Source organism: Achromobacter sp. UMC46 (genome assembly GCF_014170335.1).
Taxonomy (GTDB): Bacteria; Pseudomonadota; Gammaproteobacteria; order Burkholderiales; family Burkholderiaceae_B; genus Achromobacter.
Window position 1 is genome coordinate 514879 of sequence record NZ_LZZS01000003.1, and the last position, 24427, is coordinate 539305.

At 66.0% G+C, this 24427-nt stretch carries 22 protein-coding genes; 16 read left to right on the forward strand and 6 right to left on the reverse strand.

The features are described 5' to 3' along the window. Positions 1–277: 277 nt before the first annotated feature. On the reverse strand, positions 278–1546 hold the full coding sequence (locus A9973_RS02825; protein WP_183012239.1) for a class I SAM-dependent methyltransferase: 1269 nt from the start codon (positions 1544–1546) through the stop codon (positions 278–280). Positions 1547–1752: 206 nt separating this feature from the next. On the opposite strand from A9973_RS02825, the gene A9973_RS02830 reads away from it, so the two are divergent. The 6 genes from A9973_RS02830 to A9973_RS02855 all read left to right on the forward strand — a co-directional run bounded on the left by A9973_RS02830 (position 1753) and on the right by A9973_RS02855 (position 7754). After that, complete coding sequence (locus tag A9973_RS02830; protein ID WP_183012296.1) at positions 1753–2901, forward strand: Bcr/CflA family multidrug efflux MFS transporter; 1149 nt, start codon at positions 1753–1755, stop codon at positions 2899–2901. Positions 2902–3249: 348 nt separating this feature from the next. Further along, complete coding sequence (rpmB, locus tag A9973_RS02835; protein WP_183012240.1) at positions 3250–3486, forward strand: 50S ribosomal protein L28; 237 nt, start codon at positions 3250–3252, stop codon at positions 3484–3486. A gap of 37 nt (positions 3487–3523) precedes the next feature. Beyond that, complete coding sequence (gene rpmG / locus A9973_RS02840) at positions 3524–3691, forward strand: 50S ribosomal protein L33 (protein WP_003810296.1); 168 nt, start codon at positions 3524–3526, stop codon at positions 3689–3691. 201 nt (positions 3692–3892) lie between these two features. Next, positions 3893–5122: an ABC transporter substrate-binding protein gene (locus A9973_RS02845; RefSeq protein ID WP_183012241.1), complete on the forward strand. Its 1230-nt coding sequence runs from the start codon at positions 3893–3895 to the stop codon at positions 5120–5122. Further along, a complete protein-coding gene (locus A9973_RS02850; protein ID WP_183012242.1) occupies positions 5122–6999 on the forward strand; it encodes an ABC transporter permease in 1878 nt (625 codons plus the stop codon). The genes A9973_RS02845 and A9973_RS02850 overlap by 1 nt, the downstream gene beginning before the upstream one ends. Beyond that, entirely contained in the window at positions 6996–7754 is a 759-nt protein-coding gene (locus tag A9973_RS02855) for an ABC transporter ATP-binding protein (protein WP_183012243.1), read from the forward strand. Before A9973_RS02850 ends, A9973_RS02855 begins: the two co-directional genes overlap by 4 nt. 19 nt (positions 7755–7773) lie before the next feature. On the opposite strand, the gene A9973_RS02860 is transcribed toward A9973_RS02855, so the two are convergent. The 4 genes from A9973_RS02860 to A9973_RS02875 form a co-directional block, all read right to left on the reverse strand. Next, complete coding sequence (locus A9973_RS02860) at positions 7774–9558, reverse strand: SulP family inorganic anion transporter (protein ID WP_370539431.1); 1785 nt, start codon at positions 9556–9558, stop codon at positions 7774–7776. Between the two features lie 107 nt (positions 9559–9665). Further along, positions 9666–10538: a phosphonopyruvate hydrolase gene (locus A9973_RS02865; protein WP_183012245.1), complete on the reverse strand. Its 873-nt coding sequence runs from the start codon at positions 10536–10538 to the stop codon at positions 9666–9668. A gap of 81 nt (positions 10539–10619) precedes the next feature. Next, complete coding sequence (locus A9973_RS02870) at positions 10620–11168, reverse strand: hemerythrin domain-containing protein (protein ID WP_183012246.1); 549 nt, start codon at positions 11166–11168, stop codon at positions 10620–10622. Between the two features lie 64 nt (positions 11169–11232). Further along, positions 11233–12387, reverse strand: coding sequence for a D-alanyl-D-alanine carboxypeptidase family protein (locus A9973_RS02875; protein WP_370539432.1), 1155 nt, complete (start codon positions 12385–12387; stop codon positions 11233–11235). Positions 12388–12746: 359 nt separating this feature from the next. On the opposite strand from A9973_RS02875, the gene A9973_RS02880 reads away from it, so the two are divergent. From A9973_RS02880 to A9973_RS02925, 10 genes are all read left to right on the forward strand, one after another. Then, a complete protein-coding gene (locus tag A9973_RS02880; protein WP_183012247.1) occupies positions 12747–13205 on the forward strand; it encodes an HU family DNA-binding protein in 459 nt (152 codons plus the stop codon). A 151-nt stretch (positions 13206–13356) separates the two neighbouring features. Continuing rightward, positions 13357–13869: a MarR family winged helix-turn-helix transcriptional regulator gene (locus A9973_RS02885; RefSeq protein ID WP_183012248.1), complete on the forward strand. Its 513-nt coding sequence runs from the start codon at positions 13357–13359 to the stop codon at positions 13867–13869. 99 nt (positions 13870–13968) lie between these two features. Then, positions 13969–15201 carry an MFS transporter gene (locus tag A9973_RS02890; protein WP_183012249.1) on the forward strand — a complete coding sequence of 411 codons (1233 nt, stop codon included), beginning with the start codon at positions 13969–13971 and terminating at the stop codon, positions 15199–15201. A gap of 84 nt (positions 15202–15285) precedes the next feature. After that, positions 15286–17943, forward strand: coding sequence for a leucine--tRNA ligase (gene leuS, locus A9973_RS02895; protein WP_183012250.1), 2658 nt, complete (start codon positions 15286–15288; stop codon positions 17941–17943). A gap of 11 nt (positions 17944–17954) precedes the next feature. Beyond that, positions 17955–18617, forward strand: coding sequence for an LPS assembly lipoprotein LptE (gene lptE / locus A9973_RS02900; RefSeq protein ID WP_183012251.1), 663 nt, complete (start codon positions 17955–17957; stop codon positions 18615–18617). Positions 18618–18620: 3 nt separating this feature from the next. Then, positions 18621–19676, forward strand: coding sequence for a DNA polymerase III subunit delta (holA, locus tag A9973_RS02905; RefSeq protein WP_183012252.1), 1056 nt, complete (start codon positions 18621–18623; stop codon positions 19674–19676). Between the two features lie 104 nt (positions 19677–19780). Continuing rightward, complete coding sequence (locus A9973_RS02910; protein WP_183012253.1) at positions 19781–21061, forward strand: glutamate-5-semialdehyde dehydrogenase; 1281 nt, start codon at positions 19781–19783, stop codon at positions 21059–21061. A gap of 160 nt (positions 21062–21221) precedes the next feature. Beyond that, positions 21222–21602 carry a hypothetical protein gene (locus A9973_RS02915; RefSeq protein WP_183012254.1) on the forward strand — a complete coding sequence of 127 codons (381 nt, stop codon included), beginning with the start codon at positions 21222–21224 and terminating at the stop codon, positions 21600–21602. 4 nt (positions 21603–21606) lie between these two features. After that, positions 21607–22392 (forward strand): 2-keto-4-pentenoate hydratase, encoded by a 786-nt coding sequence (locus tag A9973_RS02920; RefSeq protein WP_183012255.1) that lies wholly within the window; start codon positions 21607–21609, stop codon positions 22390–22392. Positions 22393–22424: 32 nt separating this feature from the next. Continuing rightward, complete coding sequence (locus A9973_RS02925; protein ID WP_183012256.1) at positions 22425–22961, forward strand: GNAT family N-acetyltransferase; 537 nt, start codon at positions 22425–22427, stop codon at positions 22959–22961. A gap of 1 nt (position 22962) precedes the next feature. Here the strand turns inward: A9973_RS02925 and A9973_RS02930 are convergent, their stop codons facing one another. Further along, the gene (locus tag A9973_RS02930) at positions 22963–24378 is read right to left on the reverse strand and encodes an amidase family protein (RefSeq protein ID WP_183012257.1); all 1416 of its coding nucleotides are present in this window, start codon (positions 24376–24378) and stop codon (positions 22963–22965) included. Between the last annotated feature and the right edge of the window lie 49 nt (positions 24379–24427).

Genomic DNA, 24427 nt, shown 5'->3' on the forward strand with positions numbered 1-24427 from the left:
GAAAGTGAACAAACTGAACGAAGAAGGCAGCATCTTAAACGAAATTGCTGCGGCGCCCAACCCCGAGGCTGAATGAAACAGATACATAAGGGCCAAAAAAGCTACGGGATAACCCCGATCGACCAGAGGTGGATTATTAATTTTCCCTGGGGAATATCGCCTTCCGTGCAGTGACACATTTAGTAAATATATTATTCTTATTAGTACAGTCTAGCGGTTTCAAAGGCGCCGGAAAGCCGGTTTTCCGGCGCCAAAAGGGCATGGATTCAACTGAAATTCAGCTGCCACGGCCCTCGCTATACATATAGTCTCGCCGCCACGGGTATGAAAGGTCCGACGGGTTGTCCAGCTCGTCCGGCCGGCCAGTGGCGGGCGGTTGGCCCAGGATCTGATGCAGGGCGATCCAGCCGTGCTCGAACGCCATGGCGCAACCGGCCAGGTACAGGCGGTACGCCCGCAATGAGCGTGCGCCCTGCTCGCCGCCCAGCACCTGCACCGCCTCGGGCAAGCGGGCTTCCAGCGCGTCGCTCCATGCCCACAGGGTGCGCGCGTAATGGGGCCGCAGGTTCTCGACGTCCACTTCTTCCAGTCCGCCATTGGTCATGGCTTCCATGACGACGCTGATATGGGTGAGTTCGCCCCCGGGGAAGATGTACTTTTCGATGAATTCGCCCATGCCGTTGCCCAGCTCGGGGTTGTAGACCCCTGCCGCGGTGATGCCATGGTTCATGATCAGGCCTCCCGGCTTGAGCAGGCGGCGCAGCTTGGCGAAATAGCCTTCCAGTTGCGCCCGGCCCACGTGCTCGAACATGCCCACCGACGCGATCTTGTCGTACTGCGCGGATTCTTCCAGCTTGCGGTAGTCCAGCAATTCCATGCGGACCCGGCCGCTCAGGCCCTTTTCCTGGATCAGTTTCGTCACATGCGCGTGCTGGTTGCGCGACAGCGTGATGCCCGTGGCGTCCACGCCGTAGTTCTCGGCGGCCCACAGCAGCAATCCGCCCCAGCCCGCCCCCACGTCCAGAAAGCGTTCGCCGGCCTGCAATCGCAGCTTGCGGCAGATGTGGTCAAGCTTGGCTTCCTGCGCCTGGGCCAGCGTCAGGTCCGGCGTGCGGTAATAGGCGCAGGAATAAACGCGGCGCGGATCCAGCCACAGCGCGTAGAAATCGTCGGACAGGTCGTAATGGAATTCGATCTGCTTGGCGTCGCGCTCGATCGAGTGGCGCCACACCGACACCACCTTGCGGACCAGTTCCGTCAACCAGCCGCCACGCGCCGCGTCCACCGGCGAACCCGGCAGCAGCGCCGAGGCCGCGGCCATCACATCGCGCATGTTGCCTTCGATATCGATGCGGCCTTCCACATAGTCCTGCCCCAGCACGCCCACGGCGCCTTCGGCCAGGTGGGCCAGTGCGGTCTTGTCGTGCGTCACAAACCGCACGCGCGGATCGCGCGGCCCCAGTACGGCACCGTCGGGCAGCACCAGCTGGACAGGGACGGGCAAGGCCTCAAGCTTGCGTTCCACAACAGATAACAAAGGATTCACGACTTCTCCTCTGGATACTTTACGGACGCTCACGACTGTATCGGAAAATGGCTGAAATTTGCGTGTCAGGTTACCCGTGATAAAGTCGCTGGCTTGGCGCAAAACCTGCAACAACACGCATGCGCGCCCTGTCTCTGCGTTTTACCGCGACCACCATGCCCCCAACACCCCTTTCCCGCAGCAGCCTGCCCGGTTGGCTCATCCTCATGGGCGCGCTGACGGCGATCGGTCCGTTCGCTATCGACATGTACTTGCCCGCGTTCCCGACCATTGCGGCGAACCTGGGCGTGCCGCGCGGTGACGTCGAACGCACGCTTGCGGCCTATCTGATCGGGCTGGCGCTGGCGCAGGTGTTCTACGGGCCGATGGCCGACCGCTTCGGCCGCAAGCCGCCGCTGATGGTGGGCCTGGCGCTGTTCATGGTGGCGTCGCTGGGCTGCGCCCTGTCGGGCTCGGTCGAGGCCCTGACCGGCTGGCGCGTCGTGCAGGCGATGGGCGGCGCGGCCGGCATCGTGATTCCTCGCGCGGTCATCCGCGACCATTATGAAACCCACGAGGCGGCACGCGCGATGTCGCTGCTGATGCTCATCATGGGTCTGGCCCCGATTCTGGCGCCGCTTGCAGGCGGCCAATTGCTGGCTGTTACCTCGTGGCGCAGCCTGTTCTGGATCATGCTGCTGGGCGGTGCCATGCTGATGGTGGCGGTGGCGAAGATCATGAAGGAATCGCTGGCGCCCGAACGCGTCGTACCGCTGCGCTGGAGCACTATCCTGCGCAACTACCGCGACCTTTTCGCGCATCGCGGCTTCATGGCGCACAGTCTGGCTGGCGGCTTCGGCCAGGCCGGCATGTTCGCCTACATCATCGGATCGCCGCGCGTCTTCATCGAACTCTATGGTGTGCCGCCCCAGTACTACGGCCTGCTGTTCGGCACCAACGCGCTGTCGCTCATCATCTGCTCGCAGATCAGCGCCCGCCTGCTGCGCACGTACAAGCCCCGCCAACTGCAACGCAAGGCCCTGACCTCTCTGGCCATCGCCAGCCTGGCCGCCGTGGCACTGACGCTGGCCGGCTGGATGACGCTGCCCCTCTTGATGCTGTGCCTGATCGGCTACATGGGCAGCCAGGGCTTCGTGAACCCGAACTCGGCAGCGTTGGCGCTGTCGGACCAGGGCAAGCGCCTGGGCGCGGCATCCGCCTTATTGGGGACGCTGCAATTGTCCTGCGGCGCGCTGGCCGGTTTCGCCGTCAGCGCCTGGCAGACAGACAGCGCCCTGCCCCTGACCACCACGCTGGCCACCTGCGCCTGCCTGTCCTGGATATCGGGCCGTGTGGCGCAGACGCACACGGCATAAGCACGGCCGCTTGATTTACTTGGCTTTTTCGTATTAGAATCTAAGTCTTCACATGAAGTTTCCCGTGTTGGACTACTATGCTTTGTAGTGCAGCACTCTGACCCCAACCGCGTAGCGTTGAGAAATCCGGTCCAGGAATTCGACAAGAATTCCAAGCAAGGATTTCAGCGGGTGGCAGGCAGCGGGTATAAGCACGGGCGGATCCCGATCCCCCTCATCCACTAAGACTGGGTGGCCGGCAAAGGCAGCGCAAAGGCAACACATTGCGCTTCCCACACAGCCCGGCGGCTAAAACCCTGTCTACCCCCCAAGCGATGCGCGAAAAGAACGACATAAAGAGGTGCATCCATGGCACGCGTATGCCAAGTGACCGGCAAAGGCCCGATGGTGGGCAACAATGTTTCGCACGCAAACAACAAGACCAAGCGTCGCTTCCTGCCGAACCTGCAATCGCGCCGGTTCTGGGTTGAAAGCGAAAACCGCTGGGTCCGTCTGCGTGTTTCGGCCAAGGCCATCCGCACGATCGACAAGAACGGCATCGACGTCGTCCTGGCCGACATGCGTGCCCGCGGCGAAATCGCCTAATCGGCGCCCCCTACAATCACCATACTAGGAGCACGACATGGCCAAAGGTATCCGCGAAAAGATCAAGCTCGAGTCGACTGCCGGCACGGGTCACTTCTACACGACCACCAAGAACAAGCGCAACATGCCCGAGAAGATGCTGATCAAGAAATTTGATCCGGTCGCTCGCAAGCACGTTGACTACAAGGAAACCAAGCTGAAGTAATTCAGCCGGTATTCTGGTGAGTCCAAAAAAAGCCCTGCCTTGCAGGGCTTTTTTTATTGGCCTGCCATCGCAGGACCTCCGCGGGAGGGGGGAAGCGTCTATTGCGGCACAGCAAAGGCGCGTGTTTCAATTGGCCGCAACCTGCAGCGCCCCGTGCCGCGCGGCGACGCCCGATTCCTCTTGCCTGCGATACCCCCTGCCATGCTTCGTCCCAGCCTTACCCTGCTGCGCCGCGCATTCGCGCCCGCGCTCCTGGCCCTGGCGCTGACTCCGGTCGCCGTTGCCGTCGCCAAAGACAAGGAGCCGCCGATCCGCATCGGCGAGATCAACAGCTACAAGGCCATCCCGGCCTTCCTGGGCCCCTACAAGAAGGGCTGGCAACTGGCGCTGGAACAGGTCAACGCCGAAGGCGGCGTGCTGGGCAGGAAGCTGGAAGTCATCTCGCGCGACGACAACGGCAACCCCGGCGATTCGGTGCGCGCCGCCCAGGAACTGCTGGCGCGCGAAAAAGTCGAGCTGCTGTTCGGCGGTTTCCTGTCCAACACCGGACTGGCCCTGACCGACTTCGCCAAGCAGCAGCAGGTGTTCTTCCTGGCCGCCGAGCCGCTGACCGACAAGATTACCTGGCAGGAAGGCAACCGCTACACCTACCGGCTGCGCCCTTCCACCTGGATGCATGTCGCGGCGCTGGCGCCCAAGGCGCTGGCCTTGCGCAAGAAGCGCTGGGCCATCGTCTACCCCAACTATGAGTATGGGCAATCTGCCGTAGCCACGTTCAAGGCCATGATGAAGTCGTTCCAGTCCGACGTGGAATTCGTGGCCGAACAGGCCGTGCCGCTTGGCAAGGTGGACGCCGGCGCCGTGGTGCAGGCCCTGGCCGACGCCAAGCCGGACGCCATCTTCAACGTGCTCTTCGCCGCCGACCTGACCCGCTTCGTCCGCGAGGGCAACACGCGCGGCCTGTTCGAAAACCGCGCGGTCGTGTCCGTGCTGTCGGGCGAACCGGAATACCTGGAACCGCTGGGCGCCGACACGCCGACGGGCTGGATCGTCACCGGATACCCCTGGTATGCCATCGACACGCCCGCCAACAACGCCTTTGTCGACGCCTACAAGAAGCGCTACAACGAAACGCCCAAAGTGGGCTCGGTGGTGGGCTACGCCTCGCTGATGTCGATCGCCCAGGGCCTGAAGGCTGCCGGCGCGGTCGACACCGAAAAGCTTGTCGACGCGTTCGCCGGCCTGAAGGTGGATACCCCCTACGGGCCGATCCAATACCGCAAGATCGACCACCAGTCGACGATGGGCGTCTACGTGGGCGTGACCGCCGTGGAAGACGGCAAGGGCATCATGAAGGACTTCGCCTACATCGACGGCGCACGCCTGCAACCGCCCGACGAACAGGTCCGCAAGATGCGTCCGGCGCACTGATGAGCCTGTCGGGGCTGCTGTCGCAGCTGCTTAATGGCCTGGCGGACGCCAGCGCGTTGTTCCTGGTTGCCGCGGGCCTGTCGCTGATCTTCGGCGTGACCCGCGTGGTGAACTTCGCGCACGGGTCGTTCTACATGCTGGGCATCTACCTGGCATGGACCTTCACCACGTACTTCGGCGATGGCGCCGGTTATTGGGCCGGCCTGCTGCTGGCCGCGCTGGCCACAGGCCTGATCGGCGCGGCCGCCGAATGGCTGGTGCTCAAACGCCTGTACCAGGCGCCTGAACTGTTCCAGTTGCTGGCCACGTTCGCCCTCGTGCTCATCATCGGCGACGCCGCCCTGGCGGTCTGGGGCCCCGAAGACCTGTTCGCCGCGCGCGCCCCCGGGCTGTCCGGCGCAGTGCAGATCCTGGGCCGCCGTTTTCCGCAATACGACCTGCTGCTGATTGCTGCCGGCCCCGTGGTGCTGGGCCTGCTGTGGCTGCTGCTGATGCGCACGCGCTGGGGCCGGCTGCTGCGCGCGGCTGCTGAGAACCGCAACATGCTGGCCGCGCTGGGCGTGAACCAGGCCTGGCTGTTCACCTCCGCCTTCACGCTGGGGGCGTTTCTGGCCGGCCTGGGCGGCGCCTTGGCCGCCCCCCGCGTGCCCGCCACGCTGGGCCTGGACCTGGAGATCATCGCCAGCGCCTTCGTCGTCGTGGTGGTGGGCGGCCTGGGCTCGATTCCGGGCGCTTTCCTGGCCGCCCTGCTCATCTGCTCCGTCAAAGCCGTGTTCGTCTTCCTGGGCCAGGTGCAGATCGGCCCCTGGATGTTCAACCTGTCCAAGTTGACGCTGCTGGCCGAGTTCGCCGTGATGGCCGTGGTGCTGGTGGTGCGGCCGTGGGGCTTGTTGGGCAAACCGCCCGCGCCCGCCGCGCACGCAGGCCCGCCCGAGCGACCCATCGCCCCCGCCGGCACCCGGCTGCGCCTGGCCTACGGCCTGCTGCTGGTCCTGCTGGCGCTGGTGCCCGTGGCCACGCTGCAATGGCCGTATCTGGGCATCCTGATGACCGAGATCCTGATCGCCGCGCTGTTCGCGGCCAGCCTGCATTTTTTGACCGGGCTGGCGGGCATGACCTCTTTCGGCCATGCCGCCTGGTTCGGCCTGGGCGCCTATGGCGCCGCGCTGCTCCTGAAACTGGCCGCCGTGCCGATGGAAGCCGCGTTGCTGCTGGGCCCCTTCGCCGCCGCTTTCGGCGCGCTGCTGTTCGGCTGGTTCTGCGTGCGCCTGTCCGGCGTGTACCTGGCGATGCTGACCTTGGCCGTCGCGCAGATCCTGTGGGCGCTGGCCTACCAATGGGACGACGTGACTGGCGGCAGCAACGGCCTGATCGGCTTGTGGCCCTCGGCCTGGCTGGCCCAAGGCCCCTGGTTCTACTACGCAACGCTGGTTCTGTGCTCGGCGGGCATCGCCTGGCTGCGCCGCCTGGCGTTTTCGCCGCTGGGCTATGCGTTGCGCGGCGTGCGCGATTCCGCCATGCGGGCCGAAGCCCTGGGCATGGAGGCCCGCCGCGTGCAATGGGCGGGCTTTGTCGCCGCGTCCTTCGCGGCGGGGCTGGCCGGATCGCTCTACGCGTTTTCCAAGGGCAGCATCGCGCCCGACGTGCTTGCCGTCAGCCGCTCGGTGGACGGGCTGGTCATGGTGTTGCTGGGCGGCCTGCAAACGCTGGCCGGCCCGCTGGCGGGCGCCGCCGCCTACACCTGGCTGCAAGACGTGGCGGCGCGCAGCACCGAGTACTGGCACGCCGTGCTGGGGCTGGCCATCCTGGCGCTGGTCCTGGCGTTTCCGGAAGGCCTTGCGGGCGCCGCGGCGCGACTGCGGTGGAGGCGCGCATGACCCCGCCCCCCGCCCTGCTTCAGGTCGATTCGCTGCGCAAATCGTTCGGCGGCATCGAGGCGCTGGCCGGCGTGTCGTTCACGCTGGAAGCCGGCAAGATGCTGGCGCTGATCGGCCCGAACGGCGCGGGCAAGTCCACCTGCTTCAACGTGCTGGGCGGCCAACTGCGCCCCGACGCCGGATCGGTGCGGCTGGATGGCCGCGAACTGGTCGGCTTGTCCGCCGGCAAGATCTGCCGGTTGGGCGTGGGCCGCACCTTCCAGACCGCCGCCACCTTCCGTTCGATGACCGTGCGCGAAAACGTGCAGACCGCCCTGCTGTCGCGCGACCGGCTGCTGTTCAACCCGTGGCGCCGCGCCGCCCGCCACGCCGTCGATGAAGCCATGGCGTTGCTGTCGCAAGTACAGATGGCGGACAAGGGGGACGCCGCCTGCGGCACACTGGCCTACGGGGACGTCAAACGGGTGGAATTGGCAATGGCGCTGGCGCACCAGCCGCGCCTGCTGCTGATGGACGAACCCACGGCCGGCATGGCCACCAACGAACGGCACGCGCTGATGCGGTTGACGCGCCAGCTTGCCGACACGCAACGCATCGCGGTGCTGTTCACCGAGCACAGCCTTGATGTGGTGTTCAAGCATGCCGACCGCATCGCCGTCCTGGTGCGCGGCGCCCTGATGGCGGAAGGCGAACCCGCCGCCATCGCAGCGGATGCGCGGGTCCGCGCGGCCTACCTGGGCACGGAAGCGCCCTGAGGCCCAGGCCGCTGCCGCGTCAGTGTTCGCTTTGCGGGCTCTGCGGCTGGCATTCCCAGAAGATCCGGGCCGTGCATCCCGCGCAGATGGCGGGGTCCAGCTTCGCGTAGATGGTGTGCAGCGCCGTGGCCTTGTCCGGGAAAATGTGGTCCATGCCCAGACGCTCCAGGAATCCCGTGCGCCGCCACATGTCCAGCACTTCCGGCCGCGGCCGGTGGAAATACAGGTCGCCGCCCATCGCGCGCCGCGCGGCCAGTTCGTCTTCCCACACCTGGGCGCCTGCCAGATCGATGAAGTTCATGCTTTTGGCCATCACCAGCAGGTGGCGTGGCGCGTCCGGTGCCGCCCGCAGCTCGTGCAGCCGCTGGGCCACATGCGCCGCCGCGCCGAAATAGATCGAGCCTTCCATGCGCAGCAACTTCAGTTGCGGGCACTCCGGCAGCGCGTCCTGCTGATGCTCCAGCACGACGAAGCGCCGGTCCAGCCCTCGGGAATCGAAGCCCATCGACCGCATCGCCGGCCGCGAGGTGCGGTGCAGATACGCCATCAGCGACAACACCGTCCCCAGCAGAATCGCCACTTCCATGCGGATCGTGACCGTGGCGGCCAGCGTCGCACCCGCAATGGCGCATTCCCCCGGCTGCAGCCGGATCAACTGGCGCCAGCGGGGAACATCCAGCAAGGTCCACGCCACCAGCAGCAGCAGGCCCGAGATCGCAGCATTGGGGATCATCGCCAGCAACGGTGCCGACAAGGCCACCAGCACCACCAGCAGCACGGCGGAAAAGACGGCGGCCAATGGCGTCTTCGCTCCTGCCTCGAAATTGGGCACGGACCGGTTCAGCGACCCGCAGGACAGGTAGCAAGAGAAAAACCCGCCCACGATGTTCGACAGCCCCTGCCCCGTGAATTCGCGGTTGGCGTCGATGCGCTGGCCCGAGCGCGTCGCGACTGCCTTGGCGATGGAAATCGATTGCGCCAGCGCCACGATCGTCAGCGCGAACGCCAGGCTGAGCAGGTCGGGCAGCGTGCGCCAGTCCACGCTGGGCACATGGAACGGGGGCCATGGCTGCGCGATGGCGCCAACGACCGACACCGGCGTTCCGCCCTGCGGCACGGCCCACTTGTTGAACGCGGCCGCCGCCAGCGCCCCCGCCACCAATCCCAGCAGCATGTAGGGCTTGCGCTTGTCCAGCCGGCGCACCAGCAACGCCACGCCCAACGTGACCAGCGTCACCATCAACGCCCCTTTATGCACGTCGCCGATATGCGTGCCCACGCTTACCAGCAAGGCCCCCGCGCCATGCGAATCCGGCGACGGCACGCCCAGCGCGTCCTTCAAGGCGTGCACTGCGATCAGCAGCGCCGCGCCGCTCGTGAAACCGAACAAGGCCGATGGTGAAATGAAGTGCGCCAGCGACCCCAGGCGCAGCACGCCCACCAGCCACTGCATGATGCCGACCAGCACCGTCACCGCCAGCGCCAACTGGATATAGCCCGGGCTGCCTGCGGCGGCCAGCGGCGTCAGCACGGCGAACAGCGCCAGCGAATTCGCGTTGGTCGGACCCGACATGACATGCCGGCTGGACCCGAACAGCGCCGCGACGATACAGGGGATGATCGCGGAGTACAGGCCGTACTCGGCGGGCAACCCCGCCAGCGTGGCGAACGCCACCCCTTGCGGCAACACCAGCAGCGCGCCCAGCAGGCCCGCCGACAGGTCGGCGCGCAGCGTCAGCTTGTTGACGTCGTCCACCCAAGAGCCAAACATGCGGCCCGCCAGATTTCTTGCCCCCTGCGTCATCCTGTCTCTTTCCCCTTTTTGGTTCCTCGCCCGGCCGTCGATGCGCGCGGGTCAAGGTCGCCTAGCGTAATCGCTCGACGGGGCTGGCGCAACGCGCCGCCGGCCGGCTACTTCAGATAGCGGCGCTCAAGGTCGCGCATAGCGGCGTCGCCCTGCAGCGCGATGATCTCCTTGACCGTCGGCAAGCCGGCGTCCACGGTGTGGATGCCACCGTCCTGGCGGATGCGGGCGAATACGTCGCGCATCGCGCCCACGGCTGCGCGGATGGCGTGGTTGCCGTAGATCACAAGCCCCACCTTGCCCAGCGCCTGGATATCCGATTCGCGCAACTGCGGGTATGCGGTCGGCACCAGCACCAACGGCACGCGGCCCGACCAGGCCTGGGCAAAGGACAGGATCTCGTCGGGCGTGGTTTGCTTGGAATGGATCAGGATGGCGTCGGCGCCCGCGGACTCGTAAGCGGTTGCCCGGGCCAGCGCTTCTTGCTGGCCCAGCCCCGCAATCAAGGCTTCGGTGCGGGCAATCACGCAGAAATCCGGATCGCGCCGCGCGGCGCAAGCCGCTTCGATCTTGCCCTGGAATTCCTCCACGCGCACCAACTCCTGCCGGCCGTCCGTGCGCAGGCTGGTGTCTTTCGGGAAGGTCTTGTCTTCCATCACCACGGCCGATACGCCGGCCGCTTCGTATTGGGGCAACATGTACGACACGTTGATGGCGTTGCCGAAGCCCGTGTCGATATCGGCAATGACCGGCACCGCGACCGTGGCCGCGATGGCGCGCATCATGTCCAGATGCTGCGACGCGGAAAGAATGCTGGCATCAGGCACCGCATAGCTTGCCGAGAGCTCGAACCCGCTGCCCCAGATCGCATCGAACCCGGCTTCGGCCGCCAGGCGGGCCGACATCGGGTTGTGCGCCGACATGGCGTGCATCAAGAGGGGGGCCTGCAATTTCTGGCGGAATGCGTGGTGGCGGCTCATGGCGTGAATGCAGAAATCCAGCGCCCGATGCGCCGGCTAGAGGCATCGTAGCGCCATTTTCCGCGCGTCAGGCGCCGCAACTCAGCCCGCGTCGCCGCCGCGCCGCTCCTTCATCGCCTGCCCGATTTCCGCCAGCGCGTCGTCCGGAATCAGCCGCGCCGCCATCGGCAGCAGCTCGTCTTCTTCGCGTCGGATATGCGCCGTATAGGCGTCGGCGAACGCGCCCGCCTGCACGAGCGGTAAGGCCGCGGACCGCCCAGCGGCGATTTCGGACAAAGCCTGCCGCAGCGGCGACCACAAGTCCGCCAAGCGCCGATGTTCAGCCACCAGCCCCTCCACCAACGCGTGCAGGCAACCCGCATCGGACCCCGCCATGGACTCGATCAAGGCCGGGAACAAGTCTTCTTCCTCGTCCTCGTGGTGGTGCGCGGCGGCCGTGTCGAAATAGCGAACGACGGCGGCGGCGGCCGTCTGCGCCGCCGCGTCGCTGCCATGCAAGGGCACGTGCGCCGCCAGCCGCATCAGCGTGGCGCATTGGCGCGCGATCCGACCATGGCAGGCGGACAGCAGCGCCAGCGGATCATCCGCCCCGGGCGCCGGCGCCGGACCTCCTGGAAAGCTCACCGCCATATCACCCCTCCTTGCCGTCGCCCGAACCGCATGCTCGCGCCACATGCCCGATGGCATGCTCAGGTCAACTTGAGCTGCCGCGCCACCACAAGCGCACCGAATCCCAGGCGCGGCCCGCGAAACCCGCTTCCGCCACCGGCTCCAGCGCCACCACCGGGAACTGCATCGACGGCTTGCCGTCCACCAGCACCCGCAGCGCGCCCACCGTATCCTGGGCCGCGATCGGCGCCATCAACGGTTCGTGCGGCGTCCACACGGGTTCGACCTTGGCCCCCGCGGGCACGGTCACATAGGCATCCCGCGCAAAACCAGCCTTCAGGCTGTCGCTTTGGCCCTTCCAGACTTCAGGCGCGGCCACGGCCTGGCCGCGCGCGTACAGCTTGATGGTATTGAATCCCTGAAACCCCCATTCCAGCAACTGCCGGCTTTCCTGGGTGCGCAATTTGTCGGACGCCGTGCCCACCACCACCGTGATCAGCCGGCGCTGGTCCGCGCCATTGGGACGGCGCGCCGTCGCCACGATGCAGTAGCCGGCAGAGTCGGTATGGCCGGTCTTCAGCCCGTCCACGCTGGGATCCAGCCACAACAGCCGGTTCCGGTTGGGCTGCGTGATCTTGTTGAACGTGAACTGCTTGGCCGAATCGTAGGTCTTGTACAGCTGGGGATAATCGCGGATGAAGCGCGTGGCCAGGACGGACAAGTCGCTGACCGTGGAATACGTGCCCGGATCCGGCAAGCCGTGCGGGCTGGCGAAATGCGTCGCGTGCAGCCCCAGCCGCGCGGCCGTGTCGTTCATCCGCGCGACAAAGGCCTCGACGCTGCCCGACACCGCTTCGGCCAGCGCGATGGCCGCGTCATTGCCGGACTGGATCATCAGGCCGCGCAGCAATTCGTCCACCGACACCTTGGAACCCGGCTCCAGGAACATCTTGGAGCTACCCGCCGGCACTTTCCAGGCGCGGGTGGAAATCACGACCAATTGGCCGGGCGTCACTTCCTTCTTATTCAGGGCCTCGAACACGACATAGGCCGTCATGATCTTGGTCAGCGACGCGGGTTCGATCCGCGTGGTGGCCGCATGCGACGCGATCACCTGGCCGCTGGTCTCGTCCAGCAGCAACCAGGCTTTGGCCGACAGCGCGGGCTCGGGCATCGGCTGCGCCATCGCGCCCGACAGGCACGCGGTCGCAACGAGCAGGCCCGCTGCAAACTTTTTCATCAACAACATATAAGAGCTTCAATCCATGCTTGGGTTATTCCCGCGCGGAAACGAGCGCCATTCGGCCTGGCCAGCAGGCCGACGCCAAAAAAACATTCCCGCGCGCCGGACGCAATTGGAACACGCCTGACGCCATTGGTTCATCGACGCGAAGTCCCGCAAAAATAGGCTTCGAATGTCACGACCTATTGCAGAAGCCCTTGCTGCAAGCACTTTCTGCGTCGAAAACAACAAACAGTGGCTGAAATCCCGCTACAAAGCCGCAAGAACTTCAAGTCTTCCGCTATCATCGGGCGCGTAGCGTTAAAAGCCGATACCCGGCGCGCGCTGCTCCATGTCCTCAACTACGGATTTTGACCATGGCCACGAAAGCAAAAGCTCCTGCCAAGAAAGTCACCAAGCCCGCCGTCAAGGCGCCCGCAAAGAAGGCAACCGCCGCCAAACCCGCTGTGAAGCCCGCAGCAAAGAAGGTCGTCGCCGCCAAGAAGGTCGCTGCTGCACCCAAGGCCATCAAGGCTGCCCTGAACAAGACCCAACTGGTTGCTTACATCGTTGAGCAATCCGGCGTTGAAGCCAAGGCCGTCAAGGCCGTCCTGGCCAGCCTGGAAACCTCGGTGCTGGGTTCCGTTGACAAGAAGGGCGCTGGCGAATTCACGCTGCCCGGCCTGTTCAAGGTTGCCGTGCAAAAGGTTCCGGCCAAGGCCAAGCGCTTCGGCAAGGATCCGTTCACTGGCGTCGAGCGCTGGTTCCCCGCCAAGCCGGCTTCGGTCAAGGTGAAGGTTCGCCCGCTCAAGAAGCTGAAGGACGCCGCGCAGTAATTCGCGCGAGTATCCGGTCAAGCCGGAAGGGCCCGCCTCGAAAGAGGCGGGCCCTTCTTTTTTGCCTCGCGCTTTGCGCAGGTGCGGGTCCTGCTGGTAGAATTTATCTCAACGTGAAGAAACTTCACATCAAAGTAAATTCGATTTACCCATGAATGACCTTGTCGATCAGGTGATCTCGCAATGGAGCGCGGAATGTCCCAACCAGGACTTCGCCGCCATGACGGTCGTCACCCGGGTGTTCCGCCTGAACGCCTTTGCCGCCCGCAATGTGAACCGCAGCTTCCGCCGCTACAACCTGCACCAGGGCGAATTCGACGTGCTGGCCACGCTGTACCGCACGGGCGCGCCCCACGCCATGAATCCGCAGCGGCTGGTCGAGGCCCTGCTGCTGACTTCCGGCGCCATGACCAACCGGCTTGACCGCCTTGAACAGGCAGGCCTGCTGGTGCGTAATCCCAACCCCGACGATCGGCGCGGCGTCATCGTGTCGCTGACCGCCGAAGGGCTGCGCGTCATCAAGCTGGTCTTGAAGGACTATCTGAAAGACCTGAACGAACTGCTGGACCCGCTCTCGCCGGCCGAACGCAAGCAAATGGCCACGCTGCTGAAAAAGCTGCTGATCAAACACGATCAGGAGACCCCCGGCGGCATCGGCGCCTGACGCCGGCCTCGCTGTTCCCGCGGCTTTTGCCACCCCCATTTCGCTTTGCCCCGCGTTTCCCCTGTTCGCCGCCCTCGCATCACCTCCCGCCTGCCTTCCATGACGACCGCTTCACCTGCCAAGACCACGCCCCCCGCGACGCCGACGCTGACCGCGCCGATCATCCTGCTGATGTCGGTCGCTACCGGCCTTGCCGTCGCCAGCAACTATTACGCCCAGCCGCTGCTGCACACGATCGGCCAGCAGTTTTCGCTGTCCAACGCGACGGCCGGCGCCATCGTCACCACCGCGCAGCTCAGCTACGCGTTGGGGTTGATGCTGCTGGTGCCGTTGGGCGACATGTTCGAACGCCGCAGCCTGATCGTGCTGATGACGCTGCTGTCGGCGGGCGGCCTGCTGATCTCGTCCTTCGCCACCAGCATCGCGGTGCTGCTGGTGGGCACCGCGCTGACCGGCATGCTGTCCGTCGTCGCCCAGATCCTGGTGCCGTTCGCCGCCACCCTGGCCGCGCCGCACGAACGGGGCAAGGCAGTAGGCACCGTCATGAGCGGCCTGCTGCTGGGCATCCTGCTGGCCCGCACCGTCGCCGGCGCGCTGGCCGACGTGGGCAGCTGGCGCACGGTGTATTGGGTGGCCGCCATCCTGATGACGGTCATGTCGGCGGCCCTGTGGCGCCTGCTGCCCCGCTACCAGAGCCCCACGTCGATGAGCTACCCGCGCCTGCTGGGCTCGATCCTGCGCATGTTCATCGAAGAACCGCTGTTCCGTGCCCGATCACTGCTGGGATTCCTGCTGTTCGCCGCGTTCAGCATGCTGTGGACGCCGCTGACGTTCCTGCTGGCCAGCCCGCCCTATGAATACAGCAACACCACCATCGGGCTGTTCGGCCTGGCGGGGGCGGCGGGCGCCTATGCCGCCAACCGGTTCGGCCGCCTGGCCGATCGCGGCCTGGGCAACCTGGCCACCCGCGTCGGCCTGTTTCTGCTGCTGGGTTCCTGGGGGCTGATGGCCTTCGGCCAGGCCTCGGTGTTCGCGTTGCTGGCCGGCATCCTGATCCAGGATCTGGCCATCCAGGGCGTCCATGTCACCAATAGCAGCGCCCTCTACCGGCTGCGCCCCGAGGCCCGCAGCCGCCTGACTGCCGGCTACATGACCTGCTACTTCATCGGCGGGGCGACCGGTTCACTGGTATCGTCCTGGCTTTACGCCCATTTTGGCTGGCCCGGCGTGGTCACCGCGGGCGCCGTCCTGGGCGTTGTTACCTTGGCATATGGCGTGTTGTCGCCCAGTGCGCGCATCCCCGAAACGGCTCCGTCCCCTGCCCACGCCTAGCACCTCCTATAATCAGGGGTTTTGACCGCCACCGCGTCCGCGCGGCAGGGCGGCTCACCCTTTTTTGCCACCGTGCCCGAGCCCATGCAGGAACGTTACCTCCCCACTACCGTCGAAGCGGCCGCCCATCAAGACTGGCAGGCCCGCGACGCCTATCTGGTCCACGAACACGCGAAGAACGCCGACGGCTCCGAAAAGCCGAAGTTCTACGCCTGCTCGATGCTGCCCTACCCCAGCGGCAAGCTGCATATGGGCCATGTGCGCAACTACACCATCAACGACATGATGGCGCGCCAGTTGCGCATGCGTGGCTATAACGTCCTGATGCCCATGGGCTGGGACGCCTTCGGCATGCCGGCGGAAAACGCCGCCATCAAGTCCAAGGTTCCCCCGGCCAAGTGGACCTACGACAACATCGCCTATATGAAGAAGCAGATGAAGGCGATGGGTCTGGCGATCGACTGGACGCGCGAAATGTGCGCCTGCGATCCGCAGTATTACAAGTGGAACCAGTGGCTGTTCCTGAAAATGCTGGAAAAGGGCGTGGCCTATCGCAAGACCCAGGTCGTGAACTGGGATCCGGTGGACCAGACCGTGCTGGCCAACGAACAAGTCATCGACGGACGCGGCTGGCGCTCCGGCGCGCTGGTTGAAAAGCGCGAGATCCCCGGCTACTACCTGCGCATCACCGACTACGCCGACGAACTGCTGGGCGCCGTCCAGAACGACCTGCCCGGCTGGCCCGAGCGCGTCCGCCTGATGCAGGAAAACTGGATCGGCAAGTCCGAGGGCCTGCGCTTCGCCTTCCCGCACAAGATCGCCGGCCAGGACGGCCAGCTGATCCAGGACGGCAAGCTGTATGTCTTCACCACCCGAGCCGACACCATCATGGGCGTGACCTTCTGCGCCGTGGCGCCGGAACACCCCCTGGCCACGCACGCCGCACGCAACAATCCGCAGCTGTCCTCGTTCATCGAGCAATGCAAATTGGGCGGTACGACCGAGGCCGAAATGGCCACGCGTGAAAAAGAAGGCATGCCCACGGGCCTGTTCGTCACGCACCCGGTCACAGGCGCTGAAGTCGAAGTCTGGGTCGGCAACTACGTGCTGATGACCTACGGCGACGGCGCCGTCATGGGCGTGCCGTCGCACGACGAGCGCGATTTCGCCTTCGCCAAGAAGTACGACCTGCCCATCGTCCAGGTCGTGGACGTGCCCGGCAAGGACTATTCCACCGACGCCTGGCAGGAATGGTACGACGACAAGCAATCCGGCCGCACCATCAATTCGGGCAAGTACGACGGCCTGACCCACAAGGAAGCCGTGGACGCCATCGCCGCCGACCTGGGCGCGCTGGGCCTGGGCGAAAAGCAGACCACGTGGCGCCTGCGCGACTGGGGCATCTCGCGCCAGCGCTACTGGGGCACCCCGATCCCCATCATCCACTGCGCGGACTGCGGCCCCGTCCCGGTCCCCGAAAAAGACCTGCCGGTCGTCCTGCCCGACGACCTGATCCCCGACGGCAGCGGCAACCCGCTGGCCAAGAACGAAGCCTTCCTGTCCTGCGCCTGCCCGAACTGCGGCAAGCCCGCGCGCCGCGAAACGGACACGATGGACACGTTCGTGGACTCGTCCTGGTACTTCATGCGCTACACCTCGCCTGGCAACGACACCGCCATGGTCGACGCGCGCAATGACTACTGGATGCCGATGGACCAGTACATCGGCGGCATCGAGCACGCCGTGCTGCACTTGCTGTACGCCCGTTTCTGGACCAAGGTCATGCGCGACATGGGCTTGCTCAACTTCGACGAGCCCTTCACCAAGCTGCTGTGCCAGGGCATGGTGCTGAACCACATCTATTCGCGCAAGACGCCCCAGGGCGGCATCGAATACTTCTGGCCCGAAGACGTCGAAAACGTCTATGACGACCGCGGCGCCATCACCGGCGCCAAGCTGAAGTCGGACGGTTCCGCCATCACTTACGGCGGCGTGGGCACGATGTCCAAGTCCAAGAACAACGGCGTCGATCCGCAATCGCTGATCGACACGCTGGGCGCCGACACGGCCCGCCTGTTCGTCATGTTCGCCAGCCCGCCCGAGCAGACCCTTGAGTGGTCCGACTCCGGCGTCGAAGGCTCGAACCGCTTCCTGCGCCGCCTCTGGTCGATCAGCTACGCCCGCCGCGACGCGGTGGCGCGTGGCCTGGCCAATGGCGCCGACTGGTCGCAAGCCCAGGCCGCCGTCAAGGACCTGCGCCGCGAGGTCTACACCCTGCTCAAGCAGGCCGACTACGACTACCAGCGCATCCAGTACAACACCGTCGTGTCCGCCTGCATGAAAATGCTGAACGCCATCGACGACGCCAAGCTGTCCGAAGACGCCGCGTCGGATGCCGCCTACGCCGAGACCCTTGGCGTGCTGCTGCGCGTGCTGTATCCGATCGTCCCGCACATCACCTGGCACCTCTGGCAAGACCTCGGTTACGCCAAGGAACTGGGCGACCTGCTGGACGCGCCGTGGCCGCATGTGGACGAAGCCGCGCTGATCGCGGACGAAATCGAGCTGATGCTCCAGGTCAACGGCAAGCTGCGCGGCTCGATCCGCGTGGCCGCCACCGCCGCCCGCGAAGACATCGAGAAGCTCGCCGCCGGCCAGGAAGAAGTCACCCGCTTCCTGGAAGGCCGTCCGCCCAAGCGCGTTATCGTGGTTCCGGGCAAACTGGTCAACGTCGTAGGCTGATGAGGTCAAGCATGTACTTCGCCGGGCAACAAACGCACTCCCCCCGCCAATCCTGGCTGCTGCGCGGCGCCTGCCTGGCGCTGTTCATGCTGCTCTCCGCCTGCGGGTTCGCATTGCGGGGAGTCACTCCGATGCCGTTCGACACCCTGTATGTCGGCATCCCCGACAACACCCAGTTCGGCGCCGACGTGCGCCGTTCGCTGCGCGCGGCCTCGCCGGCCACGAAGATCGTGGATACCCCCAAAGAGGCGCAGGCCATCCTCCAGCAGATCTCCGACACGCGAACGCTGCGCGAGGTGTCGCTGAACGCCCAGGGCCGTGTCGAGGAATACGAACTCGGCATCAACTACACGTTCCGCCTGATCGACAACAAGGGACGCGCGCTGATCCCCGACACCACGCTGTCGATCTACCGCGAAATGCCCTACGACGATCAGGTCGTGCAAGCCAAGCAAGGCCAGATCGACACGCTGTACAAGGCCATGCAACGCGATCTCGTCAGCCGGGTGCTGCGCCGCATGACCGCGCCTGATGTGCGCCGTGCATTCGAGAACATCGAGGAACGCGGCGAAAACGGCGAAATCCCGCTGTACGACCCGAATGCGCCGCAACCGCAGCGCACGCCCACGCCGTGGCAGACGCCATCGACCACTGACCCGGCCATCCTCCGCTAGCCCATGGCACAGTCTATGGACGCGGACCGGCTGGCCGAACATCTGCAGCGGCCGGGCAACCGGCTCGCCCCGATGTACACGGTATCGGGCGACGAGCCCCTGCTGGTGACCGAAGCGGTTGACGCGTTGCGTGCCTCGGCGCGCAACGCCGGGTACACCGAACGGCTGTCCATGGTGATGGACGCCCGCAGCGATTGGAGCGCGGTCACTGCCGCCACCCAAAGCGTCTCGCTGTTCGGTGACCGCCGCATCCTCGAAATCAAGATCCCCACCGGCAAGCCCGGAAAATCCGGTGCCGACACCTTGGCCAAGCTGGCTGAGCAGGCCGAGAAGCAGCCCGACGCCGACACGCTGGTCCTGATCGCCCTGCCCCGCCTGGACAAAGCCACCCGCGAAAGCCGCTGGGTCCAGGCCCTTGCCCGCGGCGGCGTGATGGTCGACATCCCCAACATCGAACGCGGCCGGCTGCCGGCCTGGGTCGGGATGCGCCTGGCCCGCCAGAACCAGCGCGCCGACGGCGCCACGCTGCAGTGGATGGCGGACAAGGTCGAAGGCAACCTGCTGGCGGCGCACCAGGAAATCCAGAAGCTGGGCCTGCTCTATCCCGAAGGCCAACTGGCTTCGGAGGACGTCGAACGCGCCGTGCTGAACGTGGCCCGCTATGACGTCTTCGGCCTGCGCGACGCGATGCTGGCTGGCGACATCTCCCGCACCATCCGCATGATTGACGGGCTGCGCGCCGAAGGCGAAGCGCTGCCGCTGGTGCTGTGGGCGGTCGGCGAAGAAATCCGGCTGCTGGCCCGCGTCGCGGAAGCGCGCGCACTGGGCCACGACGTCAACGGCCTGATGCGCCGGCTGCGCATCTTCGGCGCCCACGAACGGCTGGCGCTGCAAGCCTTGAGCCGGGTGCAGCCCGGCGTCTGGCCGGCGGCTGTCCAGCATGCCCACGAAGTCGACCGGCTCATCAAGGGTCTGTCCGTACCCGGCCGCCTGTCCGACCCCTGGGAAGAAATGACCCGGCTGGCGCTGCGCGTCGCCGCTGCCGGCGGACGACCGTGAAGGCGGCGTTGCCGCCGCCTTCGCCTCGCCCCTGCTCCCTACGCCCGGCCATCCGGCCGGATATACACTGAATCCTCTGACGGCGCCCGCGCCGCCCCCACTCCATGATCGACGCCGCCATGTCCTCGTCCTCCATCGAACACGCCATGCTGACCCTGGGCGAGAACGCCCGCCGCGCTTCGCGCGCGATGATGCGCGCCAATAGCGCCGCCAAGAACAATGCGCTGCTGGCGATGGCCGACGCCCTGGCCGCCAGCCACGACGAGCTGAAAGCCGCCAATGAAAAGGACGTTGCCGCCGCCCGCGCCAATGGACTGGAACCCGCCCTGCTTGACCGCCTGACGCTGTCGGACAAGACCCTTGCCCACATGGCCGAAGGCTTGCGCCAGATCGCCGCCCTGCCCGACCCGATCGGCAGCATCACCGCTACCACCGTGCGCCCCAACGGCATGCGCGTGGCCCAGATGCGCGTGCCGCTTGGCGTCATCGGCATCATTTACGAATCGCGCCCGAACGTGACGATCGACGCCGCCGCGCTCTGCCTGAAATCGGGTAACGCCGCCATCCTGCGCGGCGGCAGCGAAGCGCTGCACTCCAATATCGCCCTGGGCCGTGTGGTGCAGACGGGCCTGGCCGCAACCGGTCTGCCGCAGGACGCCGTGCAGGTGGTGGCCACGGCCGACCGCGCCGCCGTAGGCAAGCTCATCACCATGACCGAGCATATCGACGTCATCGTGCCCCGTGGCGGCAAGGGCTTGATCGCCCGCCTGTCGCAGGAAGCGCGCGTGCCGCTCATCAAGCACCTGGATGGCAATTGCCATATCTATATCGATGCCGCAGCCGATCCGGACAAGGCGCACAGCATTGCGTTCAACGCCAAGACCTACCGCTACGGCATTTGCGGCGCCATGGAAACGCTGCTGGTCGACGCCGTGGCCGCCGTATCCATCCTGCCCACGCTGGCCGCCGCATTCATCGAGCACGGCGTCGAACTGCGCGGCTGCCCGCGCACGCAGGCCCTGCTGCCGCACATCACGCCGGCTACCGAAGAAGACTGGGGCACGGAGTACCTGGGCCCGATCCTGGCCGTGCGCATCGTCGACACGCTGGACGACGCCATCGAGCACATCGCGCGCTGGGGCTCCGGCCACACCGACGCCATCGTCACGGAAGACCTGTCCGCCGCGCAGCGCTTCCAGCGCGAGGTCGATTCCAGCTCGGTCTACGTGAATCTGCCCACCTGCTTCGCCGATGGTTTCGAATATGGGCTGGGCGCCGAGATCGGCATCTCCACGAACCGCCTGCATGCCCGCGGCCCGGTCGGCCTTGAAGGCCTGACCACGCTGAAATGGGTGCTGAACGGCGAAGGCCAGACGCGGGGCTGATCCCGGCCTGTGCCTGCATGGGGACGGTCCCCGCGCCGCGCCCATCGCTGACGCAGCCCTGAACACGGGGCTGCGCCAAGCCTTCTACAATACGGCCAGGATATTCTCCCAGGCTTCTTATCATCCCGACGCGGCCCGCCGCGCACTCTCGAGACCCCCCATGCATTCACCCGTCATGGCCATGGCCTTCAGCCTATTCGTGCTCTGCTTCATCACCTGCTCGATCAGCGGCATCGTGCTGTTCTTTTTCAAAAGCAAGCAAATCAACGCTGCGCTGAAACACCCGTACCTGCAGCACCGCCCGTTCAAGCAGTACCCGTTATCCATCCAGGCCGCCATCATGCTGGATTATTTCTTCCGCCTCATGTTTCCCGGCACCCGCCTCTGGCTGATCGGCAACGCCAATGACCTGCTGGGCCATGTCGATCCAAAAAAGACGCCGCTGGCGTTGAAGTGGCCCATCGTGGGCTTTTGGGGGTCTTGCTGGCTGGGCCTTATCGCCATGATCGTCTTGTGGATCATGCTGTATCTGGGAACCTGAACGCATGCAGATCAGAATTGAAGACTATCCCGGCAGCCTGGATGCGGCCCGTGCGCTGATCGCTGCCCGCGATGCGGGCGTCGCCGGCCCGCGCCTGCCCGCCGCCTGCCGCCCGCAGTCGCTGGGCCAGGCATTCGCCGTGCAACAGCGCACCGCGCAACTGCTGCAAGAAACCCGGCAAGACGGCATCGCGGCTTGGAAAAGCGCACTGCCGTCGCCGGAGAAAACCGTGGTGGCGCCGATCTACGCGTCAAGCACGGCCTACGCTGAAGCCGGCCCTATCCCCAGCCGCACCGCCATCGTGCGGGTCGAACCCGAAATCGCGTTCGAACTGGCCCAGGACCTGCCGGCACGCGACACCCCCTATACCGAGGCAGAGGTCGACGCGGCGGTCGGCAGCGCTCGACTTGCGCTGGAAGTCCTGGGCTGCCGCTACGCATCGCCCGAACACGCCAGCCTGCCTGAACTGCTGGCGGATCACATGCTCAACCAGGGCATCGTGCTGGGCCCGCGCATCGCATCGCCGGACGCGGCGCCCGCCAGCATGAGCCTGACACTGACGATCGACGGCCAGGAAATCGAGCAGCACGCGGGCTTCCATCCGAACGGCCGCCCCAAGGCGGGACTGTACTGGTTGGCCAACTTCCTGCGCGAGCAAGGCTTGGGCCTGCACGCTGGCCAGCACGTCATCACGGGCTCTTATGCCGGCTTCCTGGATGTGCCCGCCAATCAGGACATCGAACTGACGTATGGCGACCTTGGCGTGCTGCGCCTGAGGTTCGGCAAGTAACTCGCCCCCCCCCGGACACCGGAGCCCGTCCCATGCTGACCCTGCGCCCCTTCGCAACCTTGGATTTTCCGCTGCTGGCCAGCTGGTTCTCCACCTTGCCAGAGGTCGTGCAGTGGGGCGGCTCGCATCTGTCGTATCCGCTGACGCAAGCAGACATGGCCGACATGCTGGCGCAGGGGCAGTCCAGCCCGCCCAGCCGCCGCTGCTGGATGGTTTGCCGCGATGGCGCGCCCGTGGGCCATGCGCAGTTGGCGTACGACTGGCGCGACGGCAATGCCCGCTTGGGCCGCGTCGCCATCGCACCCGCCAAACGCGGTCAGGGCCTTGCACGCCCGATGGTCACACTGATGATCGACGAAGCCTTCCAGACGCCCGGCATCGAGCGCCTGGAATTGAACGTCTACCTGTTCAACACGCCCGCGATCCGCACGTACCAGGCACTGGGTTTCACCATGGAAGGCGTCAGGCGATCGTCCACCCGCGCGGGCGCCGAGCGTTGGGATACGGGGATGATGGGGCTGCTGCGCGGCGAGTGGCAAACGCCCACGCCTGCCCCCGCGACCAGTTGACCTAGCGCGGCTCGGGTTCCGCGATGCTGAGGGGATCTCCGGCGGCTTCGATCACTTCGCCGGCAGCCAGGCACAGGTCTTCCCGGTAGCGCCCCGCCACGATCTGCACCCCGACCGGGCTCTGCCCCACGCTGCTCATGGCGCGCCCCATCGCCACCGATAACGCGGGCAAGCCCATGAACGGCACGCCGATCTGGGTCAACTGCGCCCGCCACACCCGGGCGTAGGCCGCATCGCCCTGCAAATCCAGCTTGTCCGGGAACGGCAGCTCGGCCGACACCGGCAGCAGCAGGATGGGATATTCCGCAAAGAACAACTCCCACAAACGCGTCAGCGTCGCACGGCGCGTCAGCACGGCGGAAAAACTGTTCAGATCAGCGCCCGCGGCCTTGTCGCGCTGGCCTCGCAACGCCACCAGCGCGCCCGGGTCACCCTCTTTTTCGGCGGCGGCCACCATGCCGTCATAGCCGTCCGCCATCCACATGCGGATCTGAAGATCAGCGGCCTCTTGCAACGGCGGAACCGAATCCAGCGTATCCACCGTCCAGCCGGCCTCGGTCAGCCTGCGCGCGGCCTCCTGCAGCGCCTTGACGACCGCCGGTTCGGTCTCCATGCCTTCGGGATTCACGCACAGCGCCGCGCGCCGCGGCACATCCGGGCCCACCAAGGGCGCGGGCACCCACCAGGGGTCGCGGGGATCGGCCGCCGCCAGTGCGGCCAGCCCCAATCGCACGTCGGCGATCGTGCGCCCCAAGGGCCCCGACACCGCCGTCAATTGCCCGCCGATCGAACGTTCTGGCAACGCGGCGTTGTAGGCTGGCACGCGGCCCAGCGACGGGCGCAGCCCATGCACGCCGCAGGCGTACGCGGGATAGCGGATGGACCCGGCGATGTCCGTGCCGTGCGCCAGATGCCCGATGCCCGCCGCGACCGCCGACGCGGCGCCACCCGACGAACCACCGGGCGTCAGCGCCGCATTGCGGGGGTTGCGCGTATCACCGTGCACGAGGTTGCTCGTGAACCAGCGCAGCGAAAAGGCGGGCGTATTGGTGCGCCCCAGGATAACGGCGCCGGCCCGCCGCAGATTGTCCACGACAGGGCTGTTCACCGCTGCAACCAGGTCCTTCTGCAGCGTGACGCCATTGGTGGTGGCATAGCCCGCCTGGTCCACGTTGACCTTCACCGTGACGGGCACGCCGGCCAGCATGCCGGGGGCTTCGCCGCGCGCCAACGCGGCATCCACCTCGGCGGCTTGCGCCAGCACGTCTTCTGGGCGATGGTCCACCACCGCGTTGATCGCGGGATTCGCGGCGTTCAGCCGGTCTAGCGCGCTATGCGCGGCGTCCACGGCGGACACGTCGCGATTGCGGATGCGGGCGGCAAGTTCAACTGCGGACAAACGCCAGATATCGGACACGCGTCACTCCTGAGGGGATGGGTTTCCCAGCAACCTTAGCGCCTGCCGC

What these genes read in the sequence shown, in the direction of transcription:
- A9973_RS02830 (WP_183012296.1), top strand. Translation starts at nt 1,753, where the DNA reads ATGGGCGCGCTGACGGCGATCGGTCCGTTCGCTATCGACATGTACTTG.
- rpmB (WP_183012240.1), top strand. Translation starts at nt 3,250, where the DNA reads ATGGCACGCGTATGCCAAGTGACCGGCAAAGGCCCGATGGTGGGCAAC.
- rpmG (WP_003810296.1), top strand. Translation starts at nt 3,524, where the DNA reads ATGGCCAAAGGTATCCGCGAAAAGATCAAGCTCGAGTCGACTGCCGGC.
- A9973_RS02845 (WP_183012241.1), top strand. Translation starts at nt 3,893, where the DNA reads ATGCTTCGTCCCAGCCTTACCCTGCTGCGCCGCGCATTCGCGCCCGCG.
- A9973_RS02850 (WP_183012242.1), top strand. Translation starts at nt 5,122, where the DNA reads ATGAGCCTGTCGGGGCTGCTGTCGCAGCTGCTTAATGGCCTGGCGGAC.
- A9973_RS02855 (WP_183012243.1), top strand. Translation starts at nt 6,996, where the DNA reads ATGACCCCGCCCCCCGCCCTGCTTCAGGTCGATTCGCTGCGCAAATCG.
- A9973_RS02860 (WP_370539431.1), bottom strand. Translation starts at nt 9,558, where the DNA reads ATGACGCAGGGGGCAAGAAATCTGGCGGGCCGCATGTTTGGCTCTTGG.
- A9973_RS02865 (WP_183012245.1), bottom strand. Translation starts at nt 10,538, where the DNA reads ATGAGCCGCCACCACGCATTCCGCCAGAAATTGCAGGCCCCCCTCTTG.
- A9973_RS02870 (WP_183012246.1), bottom strand. Translation starts at nt 11,168, where the DNA reads ATGGCGGTGAGCTTTCCAGGAGGTCCGGCGCCGGCGCCCGGGGCGGAT.
- A9973_RS02875 (WP_370539432.1), bottom strand. Translation starts at nt 12,387, where the DNA reads ATGAAAAAGTTTGCAGCGGGCCTGCTCGTTGCGACCGCGTGCCTGTCG.
- A9973_RS02880 (WP_183012247.1), top strand. Translation starts at nt 12,747, where the DNA reads ATGGCCACGAAAGCAAAAGCTCCTGCCAAGAAAGTCACCAAGCCCGCC.
- A9973_RS02885 (WP_183012248.1), top strand. Translation starts at nt 13,357, where the DNA reads ATGAATGACCTTGTCGATCAGGTGATCTCGCAATGGAGCGCGGAATGT.
- A9973_RS02890 (WP_183012249.1), top strand. Translation starts at nt 13,969, where the DNA reads ATGACGACCGCTTCACCTGCCAAGACCACGCCCCCCGCGACGCCGACG.
- leuS (WP_183012250.1), top strand. Translation starts at nt 15,286, where the DNA reads ATGCAGGAACGTTACCTCCCCACTACCGTCGAAGCGGCCGCCCATCAA.
- lptE (WP_183012251.1), top strand. Translation starts at nt 17,955, where the DNA reads ATGTACTTCGCCGGGCAACAAACGCACTCCCCCCGCCAATCCTGGCTG.
- holA (WP_183012252.1), top strand. Translation starts at nt 18,621, where the DNA reads ATGGCACAGTCTATGGACGCGGACCGGCTGGCCGAACATCTGCAGCGG.
- A9973_RS02910 (WP_183012253.1), top strand. Translation starts at nt 19,781, where the DNA reads ATGATCGACGCCGCCATGTCCTCGTCCTCCATCGAACACGCCATGCTG.
- A9973_RS02915 (WP_183012254.1), top strand. Translation starts at nt 21,222, where the DNA reads ATGCATTCACCCGTCATGGCCATGGCCTTCAGCCTATTCGTGCTCTGC.
- A9973_RS02920 (WP_183012255.1), top strand. Translation starts at nt 21,607, where the DNA reads ATGCAGATCAGAATTGAAGACTATCCCGGCAGCCTGGATGCGGCCCGT.
- A9973_RS02925 (WP_183012256.1), top strand. Translation starts at nt 22,425, where the DNA reads ATGCTGACCCTGCGCCCCTTCGCAACCTTGGATTTTCCGCTGCTGGCC.